The organism is Micromonospora sp. NPDC005305 (assembly GCF_040607315.1).
Lineage (GTDB): Bacteria > Actinomycetota > Actinomycetes > Mycobacteriales > Micromonosporaceae > Micromonospora.
Genome location: NZ_JBEXGL010000009.1, coordinates 223,763 through 244,856, shown reverse-complemented (window position 1 = coordinate 244,856; position 21,094 = coordinate 223,763). Strand labels below are relative to the sequence as shown.

Genomic DNA, 21,094 nt, shown 5'->3' with positions numbered 1-21,094 from the left:
ACCACCGGCTCGGGGGTGGTGGTCCCCGACGGCGGCGAATCAGCGGCGTCGCCAGGGCCACCACGGGCGACGCCTCGGCGGGGCCGGGACGGTCGCCGGGTCCGTCGCGACGGCCACCCGCTCGGCCGCGGCCCGCTCCCGGGCGGCCCGCCAGTCACGGACCACGTCGTCGGCGTTGACCGGGCGTACCACCACGCGCGGCCCGGTGGGCGTGCGCAGCCAGGCCACCACCTCGGTGTTGAGGGCGGCCAAGTACGCCCGCACCGACTCCTCGGTGGGCAGGTCGCGCACCTCGTCGGGGAGCTTCTCGATGCGCCGGCGCAGTTGCAGCGGGGTGGGCAGGAGCAGGTCACCGGGAAGCTGCTCGCGCTCCAGGAAGCTCCGGATCCACCAGCCCTCGTCGTAGGGCAGGTCGCGGCCGGGGATCGGCTTGCCGGCCCCCGGCAGGTTGTCGAACTCGCCGCGCTGCTGGGCCGAGCGAATCTGCGCCTCGACCGCGGCCTCCCAGCCTGTCGTCACCGCCGTCACCTCCCGTTCCCACCGTATCCGCCGGTCACCGACCCGTTTCAGCGCCGACCTGGACCCGGCTGTTCCCGGGGCTGAAGAAGAGCGACCACGAAGCCCTGTCTGTCCCGTATCGGCGGGTTTCGGGGGTAGCCGGGCAGATCGAGTGGCCCGCCCGGCTACACCCCGGGGCTAGTCCCCGGCCGTCACCGTGAAGGTGAAGCCGGCACTCGTCGAACGGCGCAGCGAGATGTCGCACTTGATCCGGCGCAACACCTCGGTCCTGCTGAAGCCGAGACCCTGCGCGATCAGCCGTTCCGGGCGTACCGGTACCGGATCCTCGAAGGCGACGTCCACCCGCACCGGCCACGTCTCGTCGAGCCGTTCCGACAGGGTGTCCAGCCGCCAGGCTCCCGTCCAGTCCAGGGTGAAGCGGTTGCGCCGGGCGAGCAGCGGGTCCAACAGCCGGGAGGCCACCAGTTCCGGATCGTTGACGTGGTAGCCGTGCAACTCGCCCGGATCGATGGACCTGACCGCCGTCCGTTCGTGCACGGTGAGCTTGCTCGTCCGGTCGCAGGACACGCAGCGGACGAGCAGCCACACGTCCAGCAGCTTGCCGTTGGCGTTGACCCGGAATCTGCCGGCGCCGGTGGTCGCCGACTCCGACCGGCAGTCCACGCACCGCAACGACAGCAGCGGCAGCCTGGTCCGACGAACAACCCAGGGCAGCACGATATGAGGGGATGAAGACATGACTCGCTAGACCTGATCTCTAGACCTGACACGAGGCCGATCACGCGCGGCCTCAATCGCTGTACGACCGGGCGCACAGGGGCAGCCCGGCGGAACCGACGGGAGCGTCGGCTACCGGTGAGCGGAAGAAGGTGTCTGGTCTAGAGAGCAGGCGGGGTCACGCGGTTTTGTCCTCTGTCTTCAGTCCGACGGGTTGCGGGCAACCTACGGGAACCCGGAAGCAGGGCTCAAACGGTTTACGACTGACCCTCATGTATGGGGGCGTACATTCCTGGTGGGCCGGCGGCGGCCCGTACCCCCGGCGGGAGGGACCAGCGGCGTGCGTGACTGGCTCATCGGCCTCGGGGTCGCGGTGGTCTGCCTGCTGGCCAGCTGGGCACTGCTGGTGCTGCTGGCCCGGCGGCTGCCGCCGGGCATCCTGCGCGACCTCGCCGCGTTCATCCCGGACTGCCTGACCACCGTGCGCCGGTTGCGCCGCGACCCCCGGGTGCCGCGGCGGGCCCGGGTCGCGATCGTGTTCGCCGGGCTCTGGCTGGCCAGCCCGATCGACCTGATCCCGGAGTTCCTGCCGGTCATCGGCCCGCTGGACGACATCGTGGTGGTGGCGCTCGCGCTGCGCTACGCCGGCCGGCAGGTGCCCCGGCAGGTGCTGCTCGACGCCTGGCCGGGCGAGCCCCGGCTGCTGCGCCTGCTCGGCCCGGCTCCGACCGGCGAGAGCACCGAGGGGCGCCACCGCTGAGCGGCCTGCTGGCGGCCTCGGCGGCGGCGTTCCTGCTGGCCGTGCTGTCCGCGGTGACCGGCTTCGGTGGCGCGCCGCTGCTGGCACACGCGCCGCTGTCCGCCCTGAAGCGGCTGCTCGGGGTGTTCCTGCTGGGCGTGGTGGCCTGGCGTCGCCTCGGCCGGCCACCCGCACGGCCCGGTGCGCGGACCTTCGTGGCGGTCGGCGCGGTGTCCGGGCTCGGGTCGGCGCTGCTCGGGTCGGTCGGCCCGCTGACCGCGCCGTTCTTCCTGGCCTACGGGCTGACCCGGGCCGCGTAGGTGGGCACCGAGGCGGCCGCCGCGCTCACCCTGCACCTGGCCAAGACCGCCGGGTACGCCGGGGCGGGACTCCTCGACCGGCAGGTGCTGCTGCTCGGCGCGGCACGGACCCCGGCCACCCTGGCCGGCGCGTGGGTGGGGCGACGGATCGTCGGCCGGATCAGCGACCGCACCTTCGTCGCCCTGGTGGAGGCGGGACTGGTCGCGGCCGCCCTGCTCTTCCTGGCCGGCCGCTGAGCGCGTCCCGGCTCAGGACAGCAGGCGGACGTGGCGGTGGCCGTCGCGCGGGAACGGCGGCCGGGCCGGCAGCACCTCCGCGAAGGCGTACCCGCTCTTTTCCGCCACCCGGCAGGAGGCCGGGTTGTCCACCTGGTGCAGCAGTTCCAGGCGGGTCAGGCCGCCCGCGCCGAAGCGGGCGAACGCCCAACCGGTGACCGTCTCCACGGCCCGCGGCGCGACCCCGCGCCCGCGGGCCGGCGCGGCCGTCCAGTAGCCCACCTCGGCGGCCGGCCGGCCGGGCGTGACGTCCTTGAGCACCACGTTGGCCACGAGCCGCTCCCCCTCGGCCGCGGCCTCCAGCACGGCGAAGCTGAACCGGCTGCCGGCCGCCCAGCCCTGGCGGCTGCGGCGCAGGAACGCCCTGGCCTCCGCCCGGGTGGTCACCGGGTACCGGGTCCAGCTGCGCAGCACCGGGTCCCGGTAGGCAACCAGCAGCGCCTCGGCGTCGTCGTCGCGCCACGGCCGCAGCAGCAGGCCGGGGGCGGAGGGGGTGGCGGCGGCGTGGAGCACGATCGGCATCCCGGTAGTGTGGCGCGTCACGCCGCCGCGCCGCGAGCCCGCCCTCGCGTCGCCGCCGACCGCTCGCGCGCCGCCGTCGCCACCCCCGGACCGCTCACAGGTTGTCCGGCCGGTGCAGGGCGGGGTGGTGCTCGCCCGGTGCCGCGTACCAGGGGTGCGGGTCCTCGCGCAGCGCCGTGGCGATCCGCAGGCGGGACCATTCGTCCAGCTCGGGCAGCTCGCCCGGGGCGAACCAGCCGACCGCGAGGGACTCGTCGCCGTCGGCGGTGGGCACACCGCCGACGGCCCGGCAACGGAACCAGACGTTGAGGTATTCGCAGGCGTCCCCGTTGGGGTAGACGACCGGGTGGGTGGCCACCCCGCCGATCCGCTCGATCTCGACCTCGATGCCGGTCTCCTCGCGGACCTCGCGGACCAGCGCGTCGGCGGGCTGCTCGCCCGGGTCGACGGTGCCGGCCGGCACCGACCAGCGGCCGTTGTCGCCCCGCCGGGCCAGCAGCACCCGCCCCGCCTCGTCGGTCACGACGGCGCTGACCCCGTAGAGCATGAGCAGGTCGCGTCCGATGTGCCGGCGCATCCGCGCGATGTAGGGCGAGACAGGCATGGCGGCACCCTACCGGCGGGCCTCCCGGTGCCGCCGCACCATGCCGGCGGCCAGCGGCGCGGCGTCCAGGTCGCCGGCGGCGATCCGCCCGGCGACGGTACGCCGCACCAGCCGGTCGGCCAGCGCGGGCGCGTGCCGGGCCAGGGCCAGCTCCAGCCGGCCCCGGGGGGTGGTGGCCACGTCCCGGGGCGCCCGGCGGGCGGTCGCGGTGCGCAGGATCGCGGCGACGACCCCCTCGACGGTTTCCAGCCGGGACACCCCGCTCAGCGACAGCCCGGCCTCGGCGGTGGTGTCGTGGATCGGTGAGGCGACCATGCTCGGGTAGACGACGCTGACCCCGACGTGGGTACCGGCGGCACCCGGGCCCAGCCGTCTTGCGGAAACCGCAAAGATGACGGGGTGGAAGCCGACCTCACGGAACTCCTCGACGCCATCGGGCCCCGGCTGCGCGCGCTGCGCCGCGACCGCGAGCTCACGCTGGAGGATCTCGCGGCGCAGACTGGCATCTCGGTGAGCAAACTGTCCCGCCTCGAGTCGGGCAAGCGGCGCCCCACGCTGGAACTGCTGATCCCGCTGGCCCGCGCCCACCGCGTCGCGCTGGATCAGCTGGTGGCGGCGCCGGCCACCGGCGACCCCCGCGTCCACCTGCGGCCCCACCGGCGCCGCCGCGGCGGCGTGGTGGTGCCCCTGACGCAGTATCCGGGGCGGGTCCAGGTGTTCAAGCAGGTACTCGCGCCTCGGGAGCCGAGCCTCGTCACCCACGCCGGATATGAATGGCTCTACGTGCTCGCCGGGCGGCTGCGTCTCGTCCTCGGTGACCGCGAGTTCACCCTCGCCCCCGGCGAGGTCGCCGAGTTCGACACCGGCGAGCCGCACTGGTTCGGCCCGGCCGGCACGGACACCGTCGAGATCCTGCACCTGTTCGGGCCGCACGGCGACCAGGCCGTCGTCCGCACCGGGCCGTCGACGCCGTCGTGACTTCCGGCAACTAGACTTCGCCGCCGATGGACGCCCAGACCGCCCCCGAGACCCGCCCCTGCGCCCACTGTGGACGGGATGTGCCGCAGCGCGCCGGCGCGGGCCGGCCCTTCCGGTACTGCCGGGACAACGACGGCGCCTGCCAGCGGGCGTCGCGCAACTCCCGGATGCGCCACCGCAACGCCCCCGGCCTGCCCGGGCAGGTGGCCCGCACCTGGGAGGCCGTGGACCGGCTCGACCAGGTCGTGGAGACCCTCACCGAGGCGCTGCACGCCGAGCTGTCCCCGGCCGGGGTGGAGCGGCAGCTCGCCGAGGTCCGCGCCGAGACGGCCGCCCAGGTGGCGGCGGCGCACACCGCACGCGACGAGGCCCGCCGGGACGCCGAGGACGCCGCCGCGGCCGCCGCGCGCGCCCGCCAGGAGGCGCAGGCGGCGCTGGCCGAACGTGACGCCGCCCGGGAGCGGGCCGACCGCGCCGAGGCGGCGTCGACCGCGGCCGCCGACCGGGGCCGGCGCGCCGAGGCGGCCCGGGACGAGGCGCGGGGCGAGGCCGGGGCCGCGCAGGCGCTGCGGGTGCAGGCCGAGCGGGACCGCGACGCCGCCCGTCACGAGCTGCGTACCGTGCGGTCCGAACGCGACGGTGAGCGCCGGCGGGTCACCGACCTGACCGCCGAACGGGACGCCGCCCGGGTCGACGCCGAGCGGGCCACCCGCTCGGCGGGTGAGGCCCTCGACCGGGCCGAGCGGCTGCGCGCCGAGACCGACGGAGCCCGGGCCGACGCCGCGGCGGCCCGCGCGGAGGCCGAGCAGGCGCGGCAGGCCGCGCAGGAGACGGCGCAGCGGGCCCGCGCGGAGGCCGCCGAGGCGCAGGCCGCCCGGGACCGGGCCGAGGCCGGCCGCGGGGAGGCCGTGGCGGCGGCCTCCGCCGCCCGGGAGGAGCTGGCGGCCCGGACCGCCGAGCGGGACGCCCTGGCCGCCGAGCTGGCGGCCGCACGGCAGTCCACCGCCGCCGTCGAGGCCCGGCTGGCCGAGCTGACCGTACGGCTGGCCGCCGCCGAGACCGACCGCGACGCCGCCCAGCGGCGGGCCGGCCAGCTCGCCGACCAGGTCAGCGATCTGGCCAGCGCCCTGGCCCGGCTGGGCTCGCGCACCGGCTGAGCCCGCCGGCCACGGGCTGGGACGGGCGGGGACGGGTCAGCGGGAGGTGGCCTACGGCGAGGATGATCCGGGCGTGGGTAAGACGTACGAGCGCATCGACGGGCGGCTGCGGACCTTCATCGAGGCGCAGCCGATGTTCTTCACGGCCACCGCCCCCCTCGCGGGCGACGGCACGATCAACCTCTCCCCCAAGGGCCTGCGCGGCTCCTTCGCGGTGCTCGACGAGCTGACCGTCGCCTACCTGGACTTCGCCGGCAGCAACGCCGAGACCGTGGCGCACCTGCGGGAGAACGGCCGCATCACGCTGATGTGGTGCGCCTTCGACGGCCCGCCGAACATCGTCCGGGTGCACGGGCGGGGCGAGCCGGTGTTCCGCGACGACCCCCGCTGGCCGGAGCTGCTGGGCCACTTCCCCGAGATCGACCCGGACCCGCACGGCCTGCGGGCGATCGTCGTGGTCCGCGCCGAGCTGATCCGCGACACCTGCGGCTACGCGGTGCCGCTGATGACGTACGGGGCCGACCGCGACCTGCACGGGCGGCGGTTCGCCCGGGAGGACGACGCGTCGCTGAGCGTGTACTTCGCCGGCAAGGAGCACGTGGCGACCAGCATCGACGGGCTGCCGGGCCTGCCGTTGCCGCTGCCGCCGACACCGGCCCGGTGACGTCCGGGCCGGTCAGTGGATGCCGGCCATCAGCTGCCGGATCTGCCGGGTGAACATCACGGCGGCGAACCCGAGCACCACCGAGGCCAGCCCGAAGGTCAGGAAGTACGTGGGCTCGGACCAGCTGTCGGCGAGCCGGGCGACCTGACCACCGATCGCGTCGCCGACGGCGGTGGCGAGGAACCACAGGCCCAGCATCTGGCTGGCGTACTTCACCGGGGCGAGCTTCGTGGTGGCCGACAGGCCCACCGGGCTCAGCGCCAGCTCGCCGGCGACCTGGATCGCGTACACCGCGACCAGCCACCACGGGGAGACCAGGTCGCCGCCGACGGCGGCCTGCGCGGCGGCGGCCATCAGCACGAACGACAGGCCGTTGAGCACCAGGCCGACGGCGAACTTCGTCGGCGTGGAGACCCGGTGGCCGAGCTTCAGCCACAGCGCGGCGGCCAGCGGCGCCCCGATGATGATCAGGATCGGGTTCACCGACTGCAGCCAGGACGCCGGGAAGGTGAAGCCGCCGACGTTCCGGTCGGTCTGGTCCTCGGCGAAGATGTTCAGCACCGACCCGGCCTGGTCGTAGATCAGCCAGAACGCCGCGGCGAAGACGAACAGCCACACGTACGCCTTCATGCGGCTGCGCTCGGTGCCGCTGATCTCCCGGTCGGTCAGGATCCGGGCGAAATAGGCGATGGTGACCAGCACGGTGACGAGGGTGAGCAGGTTCACCACCGTGTCGACGGTGAACAGCCCGATCACGGCGAGCACGGCCAGCACCACGAGCACCACCACGGTGACGACGGCGATGCGGGTCAGCGCCCGCCGCCGGTCGGCGCCGAGCAGCGGGTCGGCCGGCCGGGCGCCGGCGTCACCGAGGTTGCGCCGGCCGAGCACGTACTGGATCACGCCGAAGGTCATGCCGATGGCGGCCGCGCCGAAGCCCAGATGCCAGTTGATCTTCTCGCCGAGGAAACCGGTGATCAGCGGGGCGATGAACGCGCCCAGGTTGATGCCCATGTAGAAGATCGAGAAGCCGGCGTCGCGGCGCGGGGAGTCCCGGTCGTAGAGGTCGCCGACCATGGTGGAGATGTTCGGCTTGAGCAGGCCGGTGCCGAGCACGATCAGCGTCATCCCGGCGAACACGCTCCACCGGGCCGGCACGGCCATCACGTAGTGCCCGGCCGCGATCACCACGCCGCCCCAGAGCACGCTGCGCCGTGCGCCGATCAGCCGGTCGGCCACCCACCCGCCGGGCAGCGCCATGAGGTAGACCATGGCGTTGTAGGTGCCGTAGACGGCGTTGGCGGTGGACTCACCGATGCCCAGCCCCTCGTCGGCGACCGACGCGGTCAGGTACAGCACGAGGATGGCGCGCATCCCGTAGAAGCTGAACCGCTCCCACATCTCGGTGAGGAACAGCGTGGACAGCGCCCGCGGGTGGCCGAAGAACGTCTTCCCGCCGGGCGCTCGGGCCTCGGCCGGCGCGTCACCGGTCATCGTCACCTCCGCACACGTGGAGGCGGCTAACATCCCCGTTGACAGTCGAAACACTCCACCGATTCGGCCCGGCCGGGGACGACCCCGCCGGGCAGCTGTCATGACCGGCTACTGTTGAGGATCCCGACCCCGTGCCGGGCCGTCGGCATGGCCGGGAATGGGGCGGCGGTGACGGGCCGTTACACCTGATGACCAGCACCACGAACGAGGGGAAGTCGATCATGGGCGAGCGTATGCTGCGCGGTAGCCGGCTGGGCGCAGTCAGCTACGAATCCGACCGCAACACGGAGCTCGCGCCGCGTCAGACCCGCGAGTACCTCTGCGCGAAGGGGCACCAGTTCGAGGTGCCGTTCGCCGTCGACGCCGAGGTCCCGACGACCTGGGAGTGCAAGTTCGACGGCAGCGTCGCCCGCCTGGTCGACGGCAACGAGCCGGAGCAGAAGAAGGCCAAGCCGCCGCGCACCCACTGGGACATGCTGCTGGAGCGGCGTTCGATCGCCGAGCTGGAGGACATCCTCGCCGAGCGGCTGCAGGAGGTCCGCACCCGCCGCGGTCGCGCCTGAGCACCCGTAACGACGAAGCGCCCCCGGGATCACCCCGGGGGCGCTTCGTCATGTCTGTCCGGTTTCAGCGGCCGGGTTCGACGATCTCCCCCTCGATGGCGCGGCCCGGCTCGGTGACCGGCGGCGGCTGCGGCGCCGGGGTGGGCTGGGGCGCGCCGCGACGCACCCGGACCCGGCGGGGCCCGAACAGGTCACCGGCGACCATCGACGACACCCGGCGCTCGGTGGCTCGGCGCACCCCGGAGCGGGCCAGGCGCCGCACCGGCGGCACCAGCAGGAGCAGCCCCACCGCGCCGCTGACCAGGCCGGGCAACGCCAGCAGCAGCGCGCCGAGCAGGCCCACCAGGCCGTCGGTGACCTGCTGACCCGGCGGCTGCCGGGACTCCACGGCGGCCCGGAAGCCGCGCCAGGCCCGCATGCCCTCCCGGCGCAGCAGCACCAGGCCCAGCAGCGAGGCCGCGAACACCAGCAGCACCGCGAACCCGAACCCGACGCCCCGGCCGACCAGGACGAACACGGCCAGCTCCACCAGCGCGAGCAGCAGCAGGGCCGGTGGTACGTACTTCAGTCCTCGGCGCATCTCACCTCATCCGCCCGGGGGTGTCATCACGCCCCTCCAGCATGACACGCCCGCGCTCACGGCCAGCGGGCCAGCGCGTCGGGGCGGCGCGCCGCGGCACGGCGGTCCCGCAGCCCCCAGGTGGTGATCCGCCACAGCGCCTCCGCCACGATCAGCGGGCTCATCTTGCTGTCGCCGTGCTCCCGCTCGGCGAACGTGATCGGCACCTCGACCATGCGCACCCCGGCGCGGTGCGCCAGCCGGGACAGCTCCACCTGGAACGCGTACCCCTGCGAGCGCACCGAGGCCAGGTCGATGGCGTCCAGCGCGGCGGCCCGGTACACCCGGTAGCCGCCGGTGGCGTCGGAGACCGGCACGCCGAGCGCGAGGCGCGCGTAGAGGTTGCCGGCGCGGGACAGCAGCAGCCGCCGCAGCGGCCAGTTCACCACCCGCGCGCCGCGGGTCCACCGGGAGCCGATCACCATGTCGGCGTCGCGGGCGGCGTCCAGCAGCGCCGGCAGGTCCTCCGGGGCGTGTGAGCCGTCGGCGTCCATCTCCACCACGGCGTCGTAGCCGCGCTGCCGGGCCCAGGCGAAACCGGCCAGGTAGGCGGCGCCCAGCCCGTCCTTGCCGGGGCGGTGCAGCACGTGCACGTGCGGGTCGGCGCCGGCGAGGCCGTCGGCGATGGCGCCGGTGCCGTCGGGGCTGTTGTCGTCGGCGACGAGGACGTCGACCCCCGGCGCCGCCTCCCGCACCCGGGCGACGATCCGGTCGACGTTGTCGGCCTCGTTGTAGGTGGGAATGACCACGAGGACCCGTCCCACCCCGGGATGGCCGACCGTCCGCCTGTCGGCTACCACGCCCACCGTCTACCGCCTCCCGCTCGTCGTCCTACCCCGGGTCGACCTCCCGGCGCCGGCGCAGCACGGCCGCGCCGGCCAGGGCCGCGACGGCGAGCGCCGCGAGGGCCACCTCCGGCCACACCCCCGCCGTGGTGGCCGGGGTACGCCCGTCGCCGAGCCGCATCTGCCGCACCACCACCGCGGAGGTGTTGAACCCGGTGGCACCGTCTACCCGCCCGTCCGGGGAAACGAACCCGGACACACCGACCGTGGAGGCCATCAGGGCGGCGCGACCGTGCTCGACGGCGCGCAGCCGGACCATGGCCAGCTGCTGGCGGGCCTCGGCCGCGTCGAAGGTGGCGTTGTTGGTCTGTACGACCAGCAGCTGCGCGCCGCCGGTGACGGTGTCCCGGACGATGCCGTCGTAGGCGACCTCGAAGCAGATCACGTCGCCGAGGGTGGCCACGCCGGTGTCCAGCACGCCGGGAGTGCTGCCGGGGACGAAGTCGGAGCGGACCCGGTCGACCTCGGAGCTGACCATCCGGGCGATCTCGCGCAGCGGCACGTACTCGGCGAACGGCACGGGGTGCCGCTTGGTGTAGAGCTGGTCGAGGTCGGCGCCGCTGCCGGGGCGCCACAGCAGGCCGGCGTTGCGGACCTCGCCCTCGCCGGGGCCGAGCAGCACGGCGCCGACCAGGATGGGTGCGCCGATGGTGTCGGCGGCCTGGGAGATCCGCTCGCCCGCGCCGGGGTAGCGCAGCGGGTCGATGTCGCTGGAGTTCTCCGGCCACACCACCAGGTCGGGGTGGCGTTGTGTGCCCTCGGCGACCTGTTCGGCCAGTTTCAGGGTGGCCTCGACGTGGTTGTTCAGCACCGCCTGCCGTTGGGCGTTGAAGTCCAGCCCGAGGCGGGGCACGTTGCCCTGGACGATGGCGACGGTGACAGTGTCGCCGCCGCCGCGTACCCCGGCCGGCACGGCGGGGCCGGCGGCGAGCACGGCGGCCAGGGCGGCGGCGAGGCCGGCCACGGGCCGCCACAGCCCGGCGGGCTGGCGCCAGTCCCGCCAGGCGAGGGTGAGCAGGATCCCGCCCGCGAGGGCCACGGCGAAGGTGACCAGCGGGGCGCCGCCGAGCGCGGCCAGCCGCAGCAGCGGGGAGGTGTCCTGGCTGAACGCCAGCCGTCCCCACGGGAAGCCGCCGAACGGGGTGCGGTCACGCAGCGCCTCCTGGCCCACCCACAGCACCCCGGTGACCAGCGGCCACGCCGCGCGGTGCCGGTCGACCAGCGGGGACACCCAGGCGGTGGCGGCGCCGAGCAGCGCCAGGTAGCCGGCCTGGAGCAGGGACAGCAGCAGCCACGGCAGGTAGCCGGTGTGCAGGTTGGTCCATTCCAGCAGCGGCGCGAACAGCGCCACCCCGGCGAGGAAGCCCAGCCCGGCGCCGGCGCGCAGCCGCCGCCGGTGCGCCGCGGCGGCGAGCAGCGCCACACCGGCCGGGGCGAGGGGCCACAGCCCGTACGGGGGGAAGGCGGCGAGCAGCGCCAGACCGGCCAGCAGGGCCGCCGGGACGGCCAGTTTCAGCGGCAGCGGTCCCCCGCCGGCGCCCAGGCGTGCCCCGCCGGTGGCCTGCGTCTCTTCCCGGTCCAGCGTCGTCACCGGCACCTCACCACGATCACGGGCCGAAGGCTACCCGGCGGACGGGCCCGTCGGCCCGTCCGGGCCGGGTCACCCGGGCAGGTGGATCACCGGCAGGTCGTCGGTGCCGTAGCGGGACTCGCCGGTGAGGATCGGCGCGTCGTGGTCGAGGCAGGCCAGCACGGTGGCGGCCAGGTCGACCCGCCCGGTGAAGCCCCGCCAGTACGCCAGTTCCTGCCAGGCCCCGCCGTCGGTGGGCAGGACGGCGCAGGCGTCGAGGGCGAGCAGCCGCCGTAGCGCCCCCCGGTCCTTCGGGTCGTCGACGGCCGCGTACGCCTCGGCGGCGGCGACCGCCGTCACCCCGAAGCGCACCCCGTCGGCGATGACCTCGTGCAGCGTCTCCCCCACGTGCACCGACCCGGCCACGTACGCCAGCAGCGCCGACCGGTCGAGGACCAGCCGCACGGGCGGGCCGTCGGGGTCGCTCACGCGGCGGTGACCCGGGCGGCGAGGTCCTCGCCGTCGGCGGCGACCTGCCGCGCGCGGTCCCGGATCGCCTGGTAGCGCTCGGCCGGCCAGGCCACGTCGACGGCGGCGCGCGTCGCCCGCGCCCGGGCGACGCCCTCCTCGGTGACGGTGACGCCCTGGTGGGCCAGCTCGGCGTCGAGGGCTTCCCGGCGCATCAGCGCCCGCGCGGCGTGCACGAGGAAGGCGCTGGCGTTGGGTTCCCGTTCGAGGCGTTCGGCGACGTCCGGCGGAACCGAGATCGACAGCTTCCGCACCGCTCCGGTCATACCGCACAGCATAACCGGTCGTACCGCCCTGGCCGGGGCTCCGGCGGGCACGAAAATCGGGGCGCGGCTCGCGCCGCGCCCCGATGCTCCCAGGCCCTTCCCGGCCGGTGGGGCGAGGACGATCGGCGCCGACCTTCGGACCGACCCGACGTGGACTGGCTGCCCCCGCCTGGCCGTTGTCTACTGGCCGTGCCTCTCACCCTGCCCGTACACCGGTAACCGCGGCCGGTTCGCGCCGCCCCGCCGACCCCCGCCCGCTGGACCTGGCCGCCGCAACCTTCCGGTCGCTCGGCCAGCGGACGAAGGGACGAAGCGAACAACAGCCGCTTCCCGTGGTAGGACTCAAAGACGGTACGGCGTGGACCCCCGCCGCTGTCAACCCACCCGGGCCTGTCGTGTGTTGCGACACGGCGTGTCGCGTCGGCGCGTCTCGATGCGAACGGGGGTCGTTCACGTGTGGTGGTGGTGCGCCGCCTGGTACTGCTCGTCGGGGAGGGGTTCGAGCCAGGTGGTGGGGTCCTGCCCGCCGGGCAGGGCTTCGAGCAGGGCCAGGTGGCTCATGAAGGTGTCGGCGGTGGCGCCGTGCCAGTGCTCCTCCCCGGGCGGGCAGCTGACAGTGTCGCCGGCGCGTACGCGCACCACGGTGCCGTCGCGGGTGCCGACCAGGCCGACGCCCTCGGTGACGTGCAGGGTCTGCCCGACGGCGTGGGAGTGCCAGTGGGTGCGGGCGCCGGGGGTGAACCGGACCAGGGCGACGGTCATCCGGGACGGCTCGGTGCCGGTGTGGATCGGGGTCAGGTAGACGTCGCCGGTGAAGTTCGACGCGGGTGTCCTGACGGTGGGGTTGACGGGCCGGAGTTCCATGCCTGCTCCTGAAGTGCGTGGGGTGGTCAGGGCCGCAGCAGCGTCTTGACGGCGCGGCGCTCGTCCATCGCCGTGTAGCCCTCGGCGGCCCGGTCGAGGGGCAGTTCGAGGTCGAAGACGCGGCCCGGGTTGATGGTGCCGTCGCCGATGAGGCGCATCAGGTCCGGCAGGAACCGGCGTACGGGTGCGGGACCGCCGTGCAGGTGCACCAGGGACCAGAACAGCTCCATGCCGGGCACGGCCACGTCGTGGGTGACGCCGACGAACCCGACGTGCCCACCGGCGCGCGTGGAGTGGACGGCCTGCAACATCGACTCCTGCGTGCCGACCGCCTCCACCACCGAGTGGGCGCCGAGCCCACCGGTGAGGTCCTTGATCCGGGCCACGCCCTCGTCGCCGCGTTCGGTGACGATGTCGGTGGCGCCGAACTCGCAGGCGAGCTTCTGCCGTGACTCGTGCCGGCTGACCGCGATGACGCGTTCGGCGCCCAGTTGCCGGGAGGCCAGGACGGCGAGCAGGCCGACCGCGCCGTCGCCGACGACCGCGACGGTCCGGCCGGGGCCGGCCTGGGCGGCGACCGCGGCGAACCAGCCGGTGCCCAGCACGTCGGAGGCGGCCAGGTAGCTGGGGATCAGGTCGGCGGGCGGCACCTCGGGCGTGGCGACGAGGGTGCCGTCGGCGAGGGGCACCCGCAGGTACTGGGCCTGGGACCCGAGACTGCCCATGGGCACCCGGTGCACGCAGGCGGACTGGTAGCCGGCCCGGCAGATCTCGCAGGTGTTGTCGGAGGCCCAGAACGAACCGACCACGAACTGGCCGGGCCGGACGGTGCTCACCTCCGCGCCGACCTGCTCGACGATGCCGACGTACTCGTGGCCCATCGGCGTCGGGCCCGCCACCTTCTGCACCCCGCGGTACGGCCACAGGTCCGAGCCGCACACGCAGGTCGCCGACACGCGGATGATCGCGTCGGTGGGTTGCTCGATCCGCGGATCCGGGCGGTCCTCCACCCGGACGTCGCCGGGTGCGTGCATGACGACGCCACGCATGATGTTCTCCCTTGCCGATCGTGTGGGTCCGGCGGTGAACCGCCGCACGGATGCCCCGATGACGGGCGCCTAGTCCCGCCCGGGGACCAGGTAACTCCCTTTCCGCGCCGGCAGGGAGTTCCTGGTGAGGGGTGTACCGGCAGTACATGGTTGCCGCGGTCCCCGCCGCGTACGGTCGACCGCGTGGACAACCATGAGCAGGTCCGCGACTTCCTCGTCTCGCGGCGCGCCAAGATCACCCCGGCGCGGGCCGGTCTGCCGGCCGGCACCCGGCGCCGCGTGAAGGGGCTGCGCCGCAGCGAGGTCGCCGCGCTCGCCGACGTGAGCGTCGAGTACTACGCCAAGCTCGAACGCGGCCACCTCGCGGGCGTCTCCCCCGGCGTCCTGGAGGCCGTGGCCCGCGCCCTGCAGCTCGACGACGCCGAACGCGCCCACCTGCTCCACCTGGCCCAGGCCGCCGAGGGCTCCGACGCGCTCGCCCGGCCACGTCGGCGGGCGGGCCGGCAGGCGCCGCTGCACCGCAGCCTGCAGTGGACCCTGGACGCCGTCACGGCCGGCCCGGCGTACGTCAGCAACGGCCGCCTGGATCTGCTGGCCACCAACCAGCTGGCCCGCGGCTTCTTCAGCGACATCTACACCGGCGGCGGCTCGCCGCCGCCGAATCTGGCCCGCTACCAGTTCCTCGACCCCGCCGCGCGCCGCTTCTATCCCGACTGGGAACTCATGGCCGACGTCACCGTCGACGTGCTGCGCACCGAGGCGGGCCGGGACCCCCACGACAAGGACCTGCACGACCTGGTGGGCGAGTTGTCCACCCGCAGCGACGCGTTCCGGACCCGGTGGGGCGCCCACAACGTCCGCCGGCACGGGACCGGCGTGAAGCGTTTCCACCACCCGGCGGTCGGGGATCTCACCCTGGCCTTCGAGACCCTCGCGATGACCGCCGAACCCGGCCTCTCCCTCGTGATCTACACCGCCGAGCCCGGTTCCGCCGCGGAGGACAACCTGCGGCTGCTGGCGTCCTGGGCGGCCTCGCAGGAGGCGGACGCCCGCGGCGCGACGCTGCCCGCCGAGTAGCGCTCAGACCCCGCCGAGGTGGCGGCGCAGCAGCGCGGCCGCCGCGTCGGGGTGCTCGGCGGCGAGCAGACCTCCGGCGGCCAGGACGTAGTCGACGTCGACGACGGGCCGGGCGGCCCGGGGCAGCGGCCACCCGCCGGCGTGGTCGCCGAGGACCGCGGCGAGCACCCCGGCGGCGTCGCCGGGCGCGGCGTGCCGCAGCACCCCGCCGGAGCCGACCATCAGCTTGACGTCGCGCAGGTCCCGGCCGGCGCGTTCGCCGGTGGCGGCGCCGCGGGCGTGCCGGCGCAGCGCCACGGTCGCGGCGAGCGCGGCGATGCGCCGGTCGGCGGCCCGGTCGGCGTCCCCGGCGGGCAGGTACCCGGGGTCGGCGGCCCGCACGGCCGCCGCGGCGGCCAGGTCGTCCTCCTCCCCCGCGGCGAGGAGGCGTTCCTCGGCGGCGGCGCGGACCACGCCAGGGGCGCTCCACCGCATGCCGAGGTCCCCCTCGACGGTGCGGGCCCGCCACAGGGTGCCGGTGACCTCCTGGCTGGGGCCGGTGTCGCGCTCGTCGGGGGTGAGCACCGAGTACACGTCGGTCGTGGCGCCGCCGACGTCGACGACGGCCAGGTCCCCGCCGAGGGCGTCGGCGAGGACCTCCACCCCGGTGAGCACCGCGTCGGGGGTGGCGGCCCGCACCAGGCGGGCGAAGCGGCTGCCGCGGGACAGCTTCTTGCCGCCGATGACGTGCCGCAGGAACACCTCGCGGATCGCGGCGCGGGCCGGCGCGGGGGCGAGCACCCCGATGCGGGGCAGCACGTTGTCGGCGGCGGTGACCGGCACTCCCGCCGCGGCGAGCAGCGCGTGCAGGTCGTCGCGGACGTCGGTGTTGCCGGCCAGCACCACCGGCACCCGCCAGCGGGCCCGGGCCAGCCGGGTGGCGTTGTGGGTGAGGGTGTCGGCGTCGCCGCCGTCGGTGCCGCCGACGAGCAGCACCACGTCGGGACGGGCGGCGCGCAGCGCGGTCAGGTCGGCCGCGCCGAGCCGCCCGGCGGCCACGTGCACCACGTTCGCCCCGGCGGACAGCCCGACCCGCCGGCCGGCCTGCGCGGTAACCAGCGGCTCGTAGCCGATGACGGCCAGCCGCAGGCCACCGCCGGCCGACGAGCACACGTACCAGGGCAGGTCGCCGGCGGTGAGCCCGGCGGTGGCGGCGCCGACCGCGGTGTCCAGGCCGTGCAGCACGTCGGTGCCGACGGTGGTCGGCGCGGCCGCCGCGGCGACGAGCCGGCCGCCGTCGAGGTCGACCACCGCGGCCTTGGTGTACGTCGACCCGACGTCGGCGCAGACGGCGAGGTTCACGCGGAGCCGTCCTTCGTTCGCGACTGCGGGGCTCGCAAACCCGGCTCACTCCTCGCGCTCACGGGCAGCCGTCCTTCGTTCGCGACTGCGGGGCTCGCAAACCCGCGCTCACGCCGCCGGGGGTACGACCACCGTGCCGGTCGCGGTGACCGCCACGATCGGCTCGGCGAGGACCTCGGCGGCGGACTCGCCCTTGTCGGGGCGGCCCCGGCACACCACCCGGGCGGCGAAGTCGATGGTGCGGCTGCGGGTGCCGACCCGGGTGACGGTGGCGGTCACCTCCAGCACGTCACCGGCCTTCATGGGCGCGGTGAACTGCACGTCGGAGTAGGAGGCGAACAGCCCCTCGTCGCCGTCGGTGCGGATGCACACCTCGGTGGCGACGTCACCGAACAGGCCCAGCGCGTACGCCCCGTCGACGAGGTTGCCCGCGTAGTGGGCGTGGGAGTACGGCACGTAGCGGCGGTGGGTGACGGTCAGGCCGACCCGGGGGTCACTCATGCTCTCGCCTTCTTGTCGGTGATCAGGGCGTGGACCAGGTAGCTGGCGACCTCGCCGGGGGTGGTGCCGCGGCCGAAGATCCGGTCGACGCCCAGCTCCCCGGTCATGGTCTCGTCGAAGCGGGGGCCGCCGACGATGAGCAGGGGCCGCCTGCCGGCGGGCAGGGCCTCCCGGAACGCGGCGGACATCTCCCGGGTGTTGTGCAGGTGCGCGTCGCGTTGGGTGACCACCTGGGAGACGAGCACGGCGTCGGCCTTCTCCCGGCGGGCGGCCTCGACGAGCTCGGGGACGCTCACCTGCGCGCCCAGGTTGGTGACCTTGAGCTCGCGGTAGTACTCCAGGCCCTTCTCCCCGGCGATGCCCTTGACGTTGAGGATGGCGTCGATGCCGACGGTGTGCGCGTCGGTGCCGATGCAGGCGCCCACCACGGACAGCTTGCGTCGCAGCCGCTGCTTCACCACCGTGTTGACCTCCTTGGCCGACAGCAGCGGGAAGTCCCGCTCCACCACCTGCACCTTGTCGAGGTCCACGAGGTGGTTCGCGCGGCCGTAGACGACGAAGAAGGTGAACCCGTCGCCCATCTGCTTGGCGTGCACCAGCATGGCCGGGTCGATGCCCATCTTGTTGGCGAGCTGCACGGCGGCGCCCTCGGCGCGCTTGTCGTGCGGCACCGGCAGCGTGAACGACACCTGCACCATGCCGTCGCCGGTGGTGTCCCCGTACGGCCGGACGATCTTCTTCTCCGTCATGCCGCCTGCTCCAGGATGTCCGTGGCGGGGTTGTAGTAGTCCGCCTCGTGCTTCGCGACGCCGTCGAGGCCCTTGCCCCGGTCGGCGGGCCGCTTCATGATCCCGAAGGTGCCCTCGGCGATCGCGGTGAGCAGCGACTGGTCACCGATGCGGTCGAGCAGGTCGACGGCCTCGCCGAGCACCCGGTGGGCGCGCTGCTGGATGAACCCGCCCGGCGCGGGCACGAAGTCCTCGTGCAGCCCGCCGGCGGCGCCGAGCACGTAGCGGACGTTCTGCAGGGCGATGTCCCGGTCGGACAGCCACGGGGTGACCACCGCCTCGGTCATCATGCCGACCAGCAGGATGCCCTGCCCGGTCATGGTGCCGACCAGGTTGAAGAACCCGTCGAGCAGGTTGCCGCGGAACACGTCGCCGGTCATGTGCTTGGTCGGCGGCATCCACTTCAGCGGGGCGTCGGGGAACAGTTCCCGGGCCAGCAGCGCGTGCGCCAGCTCCAGGCGGAACGACTCCGGCACGTCCGGGTTGATCTCGAACGCGTGGCCGAGGCCGAGCTGCCAGTCGGCCAGCCCCGCCTCGTGCGCGAAGTACTCGTTGAGCAGCTGCGACACGGTCACCGTGTGCGCCTCGTCGACGGCGTCGGCGGTGGTGAGGTAATTGTCCTCGCCGGTGTTGATGATGATGCCGGCGCGGGCGTGCACCTGCCGGGAGAACCGCTGGTCGACGAACGTGCGGATCGGGTTGATGTCGCGGAACAGGATCCCGTACATCGAGTCGTTGAGCATCATGTCGAGCCGTTCCAGGCCGGCCAGGGTGGCCATCTCCGGCATGCACAGGCCCGACGCGTAGTTCGTCAGCCGCACGTACCGGCCCAGCTCCCGCGACGACTCGTCCAGGGCGGCCCGCATGAGCCGGAAGTTCTCCTGCGTGGCGTAGGTGCCGGCGAAGCCCTCCCGGGTGGCGCCCTCGGGCACGTAGTCCAGCAGCGACTGCCCGGTGGAGCGGATCACCGCGATGACGTCCGCGCCGGCGCGGGCGGCGGCCTGCGCCTGCGGGATGTCCTCGTAGATGTCGCCGGTGGCCACGATCAGGTAGATCCACGGCCGCTGCTTCGGGTCGCCGTACCGTTTCACCAGGCGGTCCCGTTCGGCGCGGCGCCGGTCGATCTGCCGCACGCCCGCGGCGACCGCCTTGCGGGCGGCCTTCCGGGCCGCGGTGGCGGCCTTGCCGGTGGGCTGGGTGAACCGCACCGACCCGGCGGCGGCCTTCTGCGCCAGCAGCGTCACGTCGGCGATCTGCTCCCGGGCGAGGGCGTCGAACACCGGCGCGGCCACCCCGTGGCCGAGACCGACGTCGGCGACGACCGCGTCGACGAGGCGGTTCACCCACGGGATGCCGTCGGGGTCGGCGCCGGTCACCCCGGCCAGCCGCAGCACCGCCCGCTCCACCGACACGGTGGTGTGGCTGCGCGCCAGATCCACCACCGGCTGCCCGGCGCGGCGCGCCAACTCCCGCGCCCGCGCCACCAGCGCCGGATCCAGCCCAAGCTTGCCTGTCACGTAGAAGAGCCTTCCTGATAGATCACGTCACCGCGCAGGACCGTGGCCCGGCACACCGGCAGCGGCGTCGGGTCGCCGGCGCCGCGCGCCTCCGGGTCCTCGGCCTGCAGCACCGGCAGCCCCCGCTCCACCCCGGCCGGGGTGTCCCACACCGCGAACGTCGCCGGCGCGCCGAGGGCGAGGACCCCCTCGTTGTCCAGGTGCACGGCCCGCCACCCGCCGCGGGTGTGCGCGGCGAACGCCGCCCGCCCGCTCATCCGCTGCGCCGGGTTGTGGTGCGCCGCCGCGGCCCGCACCGACCCCCACGGGTCCAGCGGCGTCACCGGCGAGTCCGACCCGAACGCCAACGCCACGCCCACCCCGTGCATGGCGCCCATCGGGTTGGACTCCAACGACCGGGACAGGCCCAGCCGCGACTCGTACATGCGGCCGGCGCCGCCCCACAGCCGGTCGAACGCCGGCTGCATCGACGCCACGATGCCGTACTCCACGAACCCGGCGATCAGCCGCTTGCTCATGATCTCGGCGTGCTCGATCCGGTGCCGGGCGGCCCGCAGCCGGTCGACGCCCACCTTCTGCGCGGCCTGCGCGAACCCGTCCAGCACCGTGCCGATGGCCGCGTCCCCGATGGCGTGGAAGCCGCCCTGCAGCCCGTGGGCCGCGCAGTCCAGCAGGTGGTCGCACACCTGCTCGGCGGTCACGTACCCGTGCCCGCACGCCCCCGGCTCCCCGTCCAGGTACGCGGCCGACACGTGCGCGGTGCGCGACCCGAGCGCCCCGTCGGCGAACAGGTCACCGCCGGCGCCGACCGCGCCCAGTTCCCGGGCCCGCGCCGCGCCCAGCAGTTCCCCCCAGTACCCGTACACCTCCGGCACGCCGGCCCCGGAGATCGCCAGCAGGCCGGTGAAGTCCTCCTCGTCGGAGATGTCCGGGCCGCCGCACTCGTGCACCGCAGCGATGCCCAGCGACGCCGCGTGCGCCAGGGCCCGCCGCTGCGCCGCCACCCGCTGCGCCCGGGTCACCGACGCGAACGCCGCGGCCCGCACCACGTGGTGGGCGTCGCGGCGCAACCAGCCCGACGGGTCGTACCCGGCGGCGGCCGCCGCGTCCGGGCAGGCGGCCAGCAGCGCCGCCGACACCAGCGCCGAGTGGATCGACGCCTGCGACAGGTACACCTTGCGGCCCCCGGCCGCCCGGTCCAGCGCGGCCGCGTCGGGCAGGGCCGGCTCCGCCCAGAACGACTCGTCCCAGCCGTGCCCCAGCACCACCGCGTCGGACGGCAGCGCGGCCGCGAACGCCGCCACCGCGTCCAGCAGCCCGGACGCCGACCGCACCGCCGACAGGTCCAGCCCCGACAGGGCCAGCCCCGTGTCCGTGGCGTGCACGTGCGCGTCCACGAACGCCGGCGTCACCAGCGCCCCGCCCAGCTCCACCACCCGGTCGGCGGCCGGCGCGTCGGCGTCGGCGCCCAGCCAGGCGATCCGCCCGTCACGCACCAGCAACGCCGTCGCGCTCGGGTCGGCCGGACAGTGCAGCACTCCGCCGCGGTACAAGGTCGAGGGGTTCGTCATGATGC

General features: G+C 74.8%; 26 protein-coding genes. 8 read left to right on the top strand and 18 right to left on the bottom strand.

Going from position 1 to position 21,094, the window contains the following annotated elements; genetic code table 11:
• Positions 1 to 39 precede the first annotated feature (39 nt).
• Together ABZS80_RS18040 and ABZS80_RS18035 are read right to left on the bottom strand one after the other, a co-directional pair.
• On the bottom strand, positions 40 to 519 hold the full coding sequence (locus ABZS80_RS18040) for a DUF1992 domain-containing protein (RefSeq protein WP_355057124.1): 480 nt from the start codon (positions 517 to 519) through the stop codon (positions 40 to 42).
• A 177-nt stretch (positions 520 to 696) separates the two neighbouring features.
• Complete coding sequence (locus ABZS80_RS18035) at positions 697 to 1,182, bottom strand: DUF1062 domain-containing protein (protein ID WP_355057122.1); 486 nt, start codon at positions 1,180 to 1,182, stop codon at positions 697 to 699.
• A 394-nt stretch (positions 1,183 to 1,576) separates the two neighbouring features.
• Here ABZS80_RS18035 and ABZS80_RS18030 point away from each other — a divergent pair, with 394 nt between their 5' ends.
• The 3 genes from ABZS80_RS18030 to ABZS80_RS18020 are packed head-to-tail and all read left to right on the top strand — an operon-like array spanning position 1,577 to position 2,532.
• Positions 1,577 to 1,996, top strand: a complete 420-nt coding sequence (locus ABZS80_RS18030) for a DUF1232 domain-containing protein (protein ID WP_355057120.1) — start codon at positions 1,577 to 1,579, stop codon at positions 1,994 to 1,996.
• 41 nt (positions 1,997 to 2,037) lie between these two features.
• On the top strand, positions 2,038 to 2,295 hold the full coding sequence (locus tag ABZS80_RS18025; RefSeq protein WP_355057118.1) for a hypothetical protein: 258 nt from the start codon (positions 2,038 to 2,040) through the stop codon (positions 2,293 to 2,295).
• The gene (locus ABZS80_RS18020) at positions 2,296 to 2,532 is read left to right on the top strand and encodes a hypothetical protein (protein WP_355057116.1); all 237 of its coding nucleotides are present in this window, start codon (positions 2,296 to 2,298) and stop codon (positions 2,530 to 2,532) included. It begins immediately after the preceding gene.
• A 12-nt stretch (positions 2,533 to 2,544) separates the two neighbouring features.
• Here the strand turns inward: ABZS80_RS18020 and ABZS80_RS18015 are convergent, their stop codons facing one another.
• The 3 genes from ABZS80_RS18015 to ABZS80_RS18005 all read right to left on the bottom strand — a co-directional run bounded on the left by ABZS80_RS18015 (position 2,545) and on the right by ABZS80_RS18005 (position 4,012).
• Positions 2,545 to 3,093 (bottom strand): GNAT family N-acetyltransferase, encoded by a 549-nt coding sequence (locus ABZS80_RS18015; protein ID WP_355057114.1) that lies wholly within the window; start codon positions 3,091 to 3,093, stop codon positions 2,545 to 2,547.
• A gap of 94 nt (positions 3,094 to 3,187) precedes the next feature.
• On the bottom strand, positions 3,188 to 3,697 hold the full coding sequence (locus ABZS80_RS18010; RefSeq protein ID WP_355057112.1) for an NUDIX domain-containing protein: 510 nt from the start codon (positions 3,695 to 3,697) through the stop codon (positions 3,188 to 3,190).
• Between the two features lie 9 nt (positions 3,698 to 3,706).
• Positions 3,707 to 4,012: a hypothetical protein gene (locus tag ABZS80_RS18005; protein ID WP_355057110.1), complete on the bottom strand. Its 306-nt coding sequence runs from the start codon at positions 4,010 to 4,012 to the stop codon at positions 3,707 to 3,709.
• 84 nt (positions 4,013 to 4,096) lie between these two features.
• On the opposite strand from ABZS80_RS18005, the gene ABZS80_RS18000 reads away from it, so the two are divergent.
• The 3 genes from ABZS80_RS18000 (at position 4,097) to ABZS80_RS17990 (ending at position 6,496) form a co-directional block, all read left to right on the top strand.
• Positions 4,097 to 4,675, top strand: a complete 579-nt coding sequence (locus tag ABZS80_RS18000; RefSeq protein ID WP_355057108.1) for an XRE family transcriptional regulator — start codon at positions 4,097 to 4,099, stop codon at positions 4,673 to 4,675.
• 26 nt (positions 4,676 to 4,701) lie between these two features.
• Entirely contained in the window at positions 4,702 to 5,832 is a 1,131-nt protein-coding gene (locus ABZS80_RS17995; RefSeq protein WP_355057106.1) for a hypothetical protein, read from the top strand.
• Between the two features lie 73 nt (positions 5,833 to 5,905).
• Positions 5,906 to 6,496 (top strand): pyridoxamine 5'-phosphate oxidase family protein, encoded by a 591-nt coding sequence (locus ABZS80_RS17990; protein WP_355057104.1) that lies wholly within the window; start codon positions 5,906 to 5,908, stop codon positions 6,494 to 6,496.
• 12 nt (positions 6,497 to 6,508) lie between these two features.
• On the opposite strand, the gene ABZS80_RS17985 is transcribed toward ABZS80_RS17990, so the two are convergent.
• Entirely contained in the window at positions 6,509 to 7,990 is a 1,482-nt protein-coding gene (locus tag ABZS80_RS17985) for a peptide MFS transporter (RefSeq protein WP_355057102.1), read from the bottom strand.
• Positions 7,991 to 8,211: 221 nt separating this feature from the next.
• On the opposite strand from ABZS80_RS17985, the gene ABZS80_RS17980 reads away from it, so the two are divergent.
• Positions 8,212 to 8,553 carry an RNA polymerase-binding protein RbpA gene (locus ABZS80_RS17980; protein ID WP_007460094.1) on the top strand — a complete coding sequence of 114 codons (342 nt, stop codon included), beginning with the start codon at positions 8,212 to 8,214 and terminating at the stop codon, positions 8,551 to 8,553.
• Positions 8,554 to 8,617: 64 nt separating this feature from the next.
• Here the strand turns inward: ABZS80_RS17980 and ABZS80_RS17975 are convergent, their stop codons facing one another.
• From ABZS80_RS17975 to ABZS80_RS17945, 7 genes are all read right to left on the bottom strand, one after another.
• Complete coding sequence (locus ABZS80_RS17975; protein WP_355057099.1) at positions 8,618 to 9,133, bottom strand: FxsA family protein; 516 nt, start codon at positions 9,131 to 9,133, stop codon at positions 8,618 to 8,620.
• Positions 9,134 to 9,189: 56 nt separating this feature from the next.
• Complete coding sequence (locus tag ABZS80_RS17970; RefSeq protein WP_355057097.1) at positions 9,190 to 9,978, bottom strand: polyprenol monophosphomannose synthase; 789 nt, start codon at positions 9,976 to 9,978, stop codon at positions 9,190 to 9,192.
• A gap of 25 nt (positions 9,979 to 10,003) precedes the next feature.
• Entirely contained in the window at positions 10,004 to 11,599 is a 1,596-nt protein-coding gene (lnt, locus tag ABZS80_RS17965) for an apolipoprotein N-acyltransferase (RefSeq protein ID WP_355057200.1), read from the bottom strand.
• 78 nt (positions 11,600 to 11,677) lie between these two features.
• Entirely contained in the window at positions 11,678 to 12,076 is a 399-nt protein-coding gene (locus ABZS80_RS17960; protein WP_151463595.1) for a hypothetical protein, read from the bottom strand.
• A complete protein-coding gene (locus tag ABZS80_RS17955) occupies positions 12,073 to 12,381 on the bottom strand; it encodes a hypothetical protein (RefSeq protein ID WP_355057096.1) in 309 nt (102 codons plus the stop codon). The genes ABZS80_RS17960 and ABZS80_RS17955 overlap by 4 nt, the downstream gene beginning before the upstream one ends.
• 450 nt (positions 12,382 to 12,831) lie before the next feature.
• The gene (locus tag ABZS80_RS17950) at positions 12,832 to 13,245 is read right to left on the bottom strand and encodes a cupin domain-containing protein (RefSeq protein ID WP_355057095.1); all 414 of its coding nucleotides are present in this window, start codon (positions 13,243 to 13,245) and stop codon (positions 12,832 to 12,834) included.
• Positions 13,246 to 13,271: 26 nt separating this feature from the next.
• Positions 13,272 to 14,294: a zinc-dependent alcohol dehydrogenase family protein gene (locus tag ABZS80_RS17945; protein WP_355057094.1), complete on the bottom strand. Its 1,023-nt coding sequence runs from the start codon at positions 14,292 to 14,294 to the stop codon at positions 13,272 to 13,274.
• Positions 14,295 to 14,477: 183 nt separating this feature from the next.
• On the opposite strand from ABZS80_RS17945, the gene ABZS80_RS17940 reads away from it, so the two are divergent.
• A complete protein-coding gene (locus ABZS80_RS17940; RefSeq protein ID WP_355057092.1) occupies positions 14,478 to 15,371 on the top strand; it encodes a helix-turn-helix transcriptional regulator in 894 nt (297 codons plus the stop codon).
• Between the two features lie 3 nt (positions 15,372 to 15,374).
• Here ABZS80_RS17940 and ABZS80_RS17935 read toward each other — a convergent pair whose 3' ends face one another.
• The 5 genes from ABZS80_RS17935 to ABZS80_RS17915 all read right to left on the bottom strand — a co-directional run bounded on the left by ABZS80_RS17935 (position 15,375) and on the right by ABZS80_RS17915 (position 21,089).
• Positions 15,375 to 16,712: a glutamate mutase L gene (locus ABZS80_RS17935; protein WP_355057090.1), complete on the bottom strand. Its 1,338-nt coding sequence runs from the start codon at positions 16,710 to 16,712 to the stop codon at positions 15,375 to 15,377.
• A 108-nt stretch (positions 16,713 to 16,820) separates the two neighbouring features.
• A complete protein-coding gene (locus ABZS80_RS17930) occupies positions 16,821 to 17,213 on the bottom strand; it encodes a hotdog domain-containing protein (RefSeq protein WP_151463600.1) in 393 nt (130 codons plus the stop codon).
• Positions 17,210 to 17,962, bottom strand: coding sequence for an OAM dimerization domain-containing protein (locus ABZS80_RS17925; RefSeq protein WP_151463601.1), 753 nt, complete (start codon positions 17,960 to 17,962; stop codon positions 17,210 to 17,212). The genes ABZS80_RS17930 and ABZS80_RS17925 overlap by 4 nt, the downstream gene beginning before the upstream one ends.
• On the bottom strand, positions 17,959 to 19,518 hold the full coding sequence (locus tag ABZS80_RS17920; protein ID WP_355057088.1) for a lysine 5,6-aminomutase subunit alpha: 1,560 nt from the start codon (positions 19,516 to 19,518) through the stop codon (positions 17,959 to 17,961). The genes ABZS80_RS17925 and ABZS80_RS17920 overlap by 4 nt, the downstream gene beginning before the upstream one ends.
• Positions 19,515 to 21,089: an amidohydrolase family protein gene (locus ABZS80_RS17915; RefSeq protein WP_355057086.1), complete on the bottom strand. Its 1,575-nt coding sequence runs from the start codon at positions 21,087 to 21,089 to the stop codon at positions 19,515 to 19,517. Before ABZS80_RS17915 ends, ABZS80_RS17920 begins: the two co-directional genes overlap by 4 nt.
• Between the last annotated feature and the right edge of the window lie 5 nt (positions 21,090 to 21,094).

What these genes read in the sequence shown, in the direction of transcription:
- ABZS80_RS18010 (WP_355057112.1), bottom strand. Translation starts at nt 3,697, where the DNA reads ATGCCTGTCTCGCCCTACATCGCGCGGATGCGCCGGCACATCGGACGC.
- ABZS80_RS17915 (WP_355057086.1), bottom strand. Translation starts at nt 21,089, where the DNA reads ATGACGAACCCCTCGACCTTGTACCGCGGCGGAGTGCTGCACTGTCCG.
- ABZS80_RS17955 (WP_355057096.1), bottom strand. Translation starts at nt 12,381, where the DNA reads ATGACCGGAGCGGTGCGGAAGCTGTCGATCTCGGTTCCGCCGGACGTC.
- ABZS80_RS18015 (WP_355057114.1), bottom strand. Translation starts at nt 3,093, where the DNA reads ATGCCGATCGTGCTCCACGCCGCCGCCACCCCCTCCGCCCCCGGCCTG.
- ABZS80_RS17930 (WP_151463600.1), bottom strand. Translation starts at nt 17,213, where the DNA reads ATGAGTGACCCCCGGGTCGGCCTGACCGTCACCCACCGCCGCTACGTG.
- ABZS80_RS17950 (WP_355057095.1), bottom strand. Translation starts at nt 13,245, where the DNA reads ATGGAACTCCGGCCCGTCAACCCCACCGTCAGGACACCCGCGTCGAAC.
- ABZS80_RS17975 (WP_355057099.1), bottom strand. Translation starts at nt 9,133, where the DNA reads ATGCGCCGAGGACTGAAGTACGTACCACCGGCCCTGCTGCTGCTCGCG.
- ABZS80_RS17995 (WP_355057106.1), top strand. Translation starts at nt 4,702, where the DNA reads ATGGACGCCCAGACCGCCCCCGAGACCCGCCCCTGCGCCCACTGTGGA.
- ABZS80_RS17925 (WP_151463601.1), bottom strand. Translation starts at nt 17,962, where the DNA reads ATGACGGAGAAGAAGATCGTCCGGCCGTACGGGGACACCACCGGCGAC.
- ABZS80_RS17945 (WP_355057094.1), bottom strand. Translation starts at nt 14,294, where the DNA reads ATGCGTGGCGTCGTCATGCACGCACCCGGCGACGTCCGGGTGGAGGAC.
- ABZS80_RS18005 (WP_355057110.1), bottom strand. Translation starts at nt 4,012, where the DNA reads ATGGTCGCCTCACCGATCCACGACACCACCGCCGAGGCCGGGCTGTCG.
- ABZS80_RS17985 (WP_355057102.1), bottom strand. Translation starts at nt 7,990, where the DNA reads ATGACCGGTGACGCGCCGGCCGAGGCCCGAGCGCCCGGCGGGAAGACG.
- ABZS80_RS17980 (WP_007460094.1), top strand. Translation starts at nt 8,212, where the DNA reads ATGGGCGAGCGTATGCTGCGCGGTAGCCGGCTGGGCGCAGTCAGCTAC.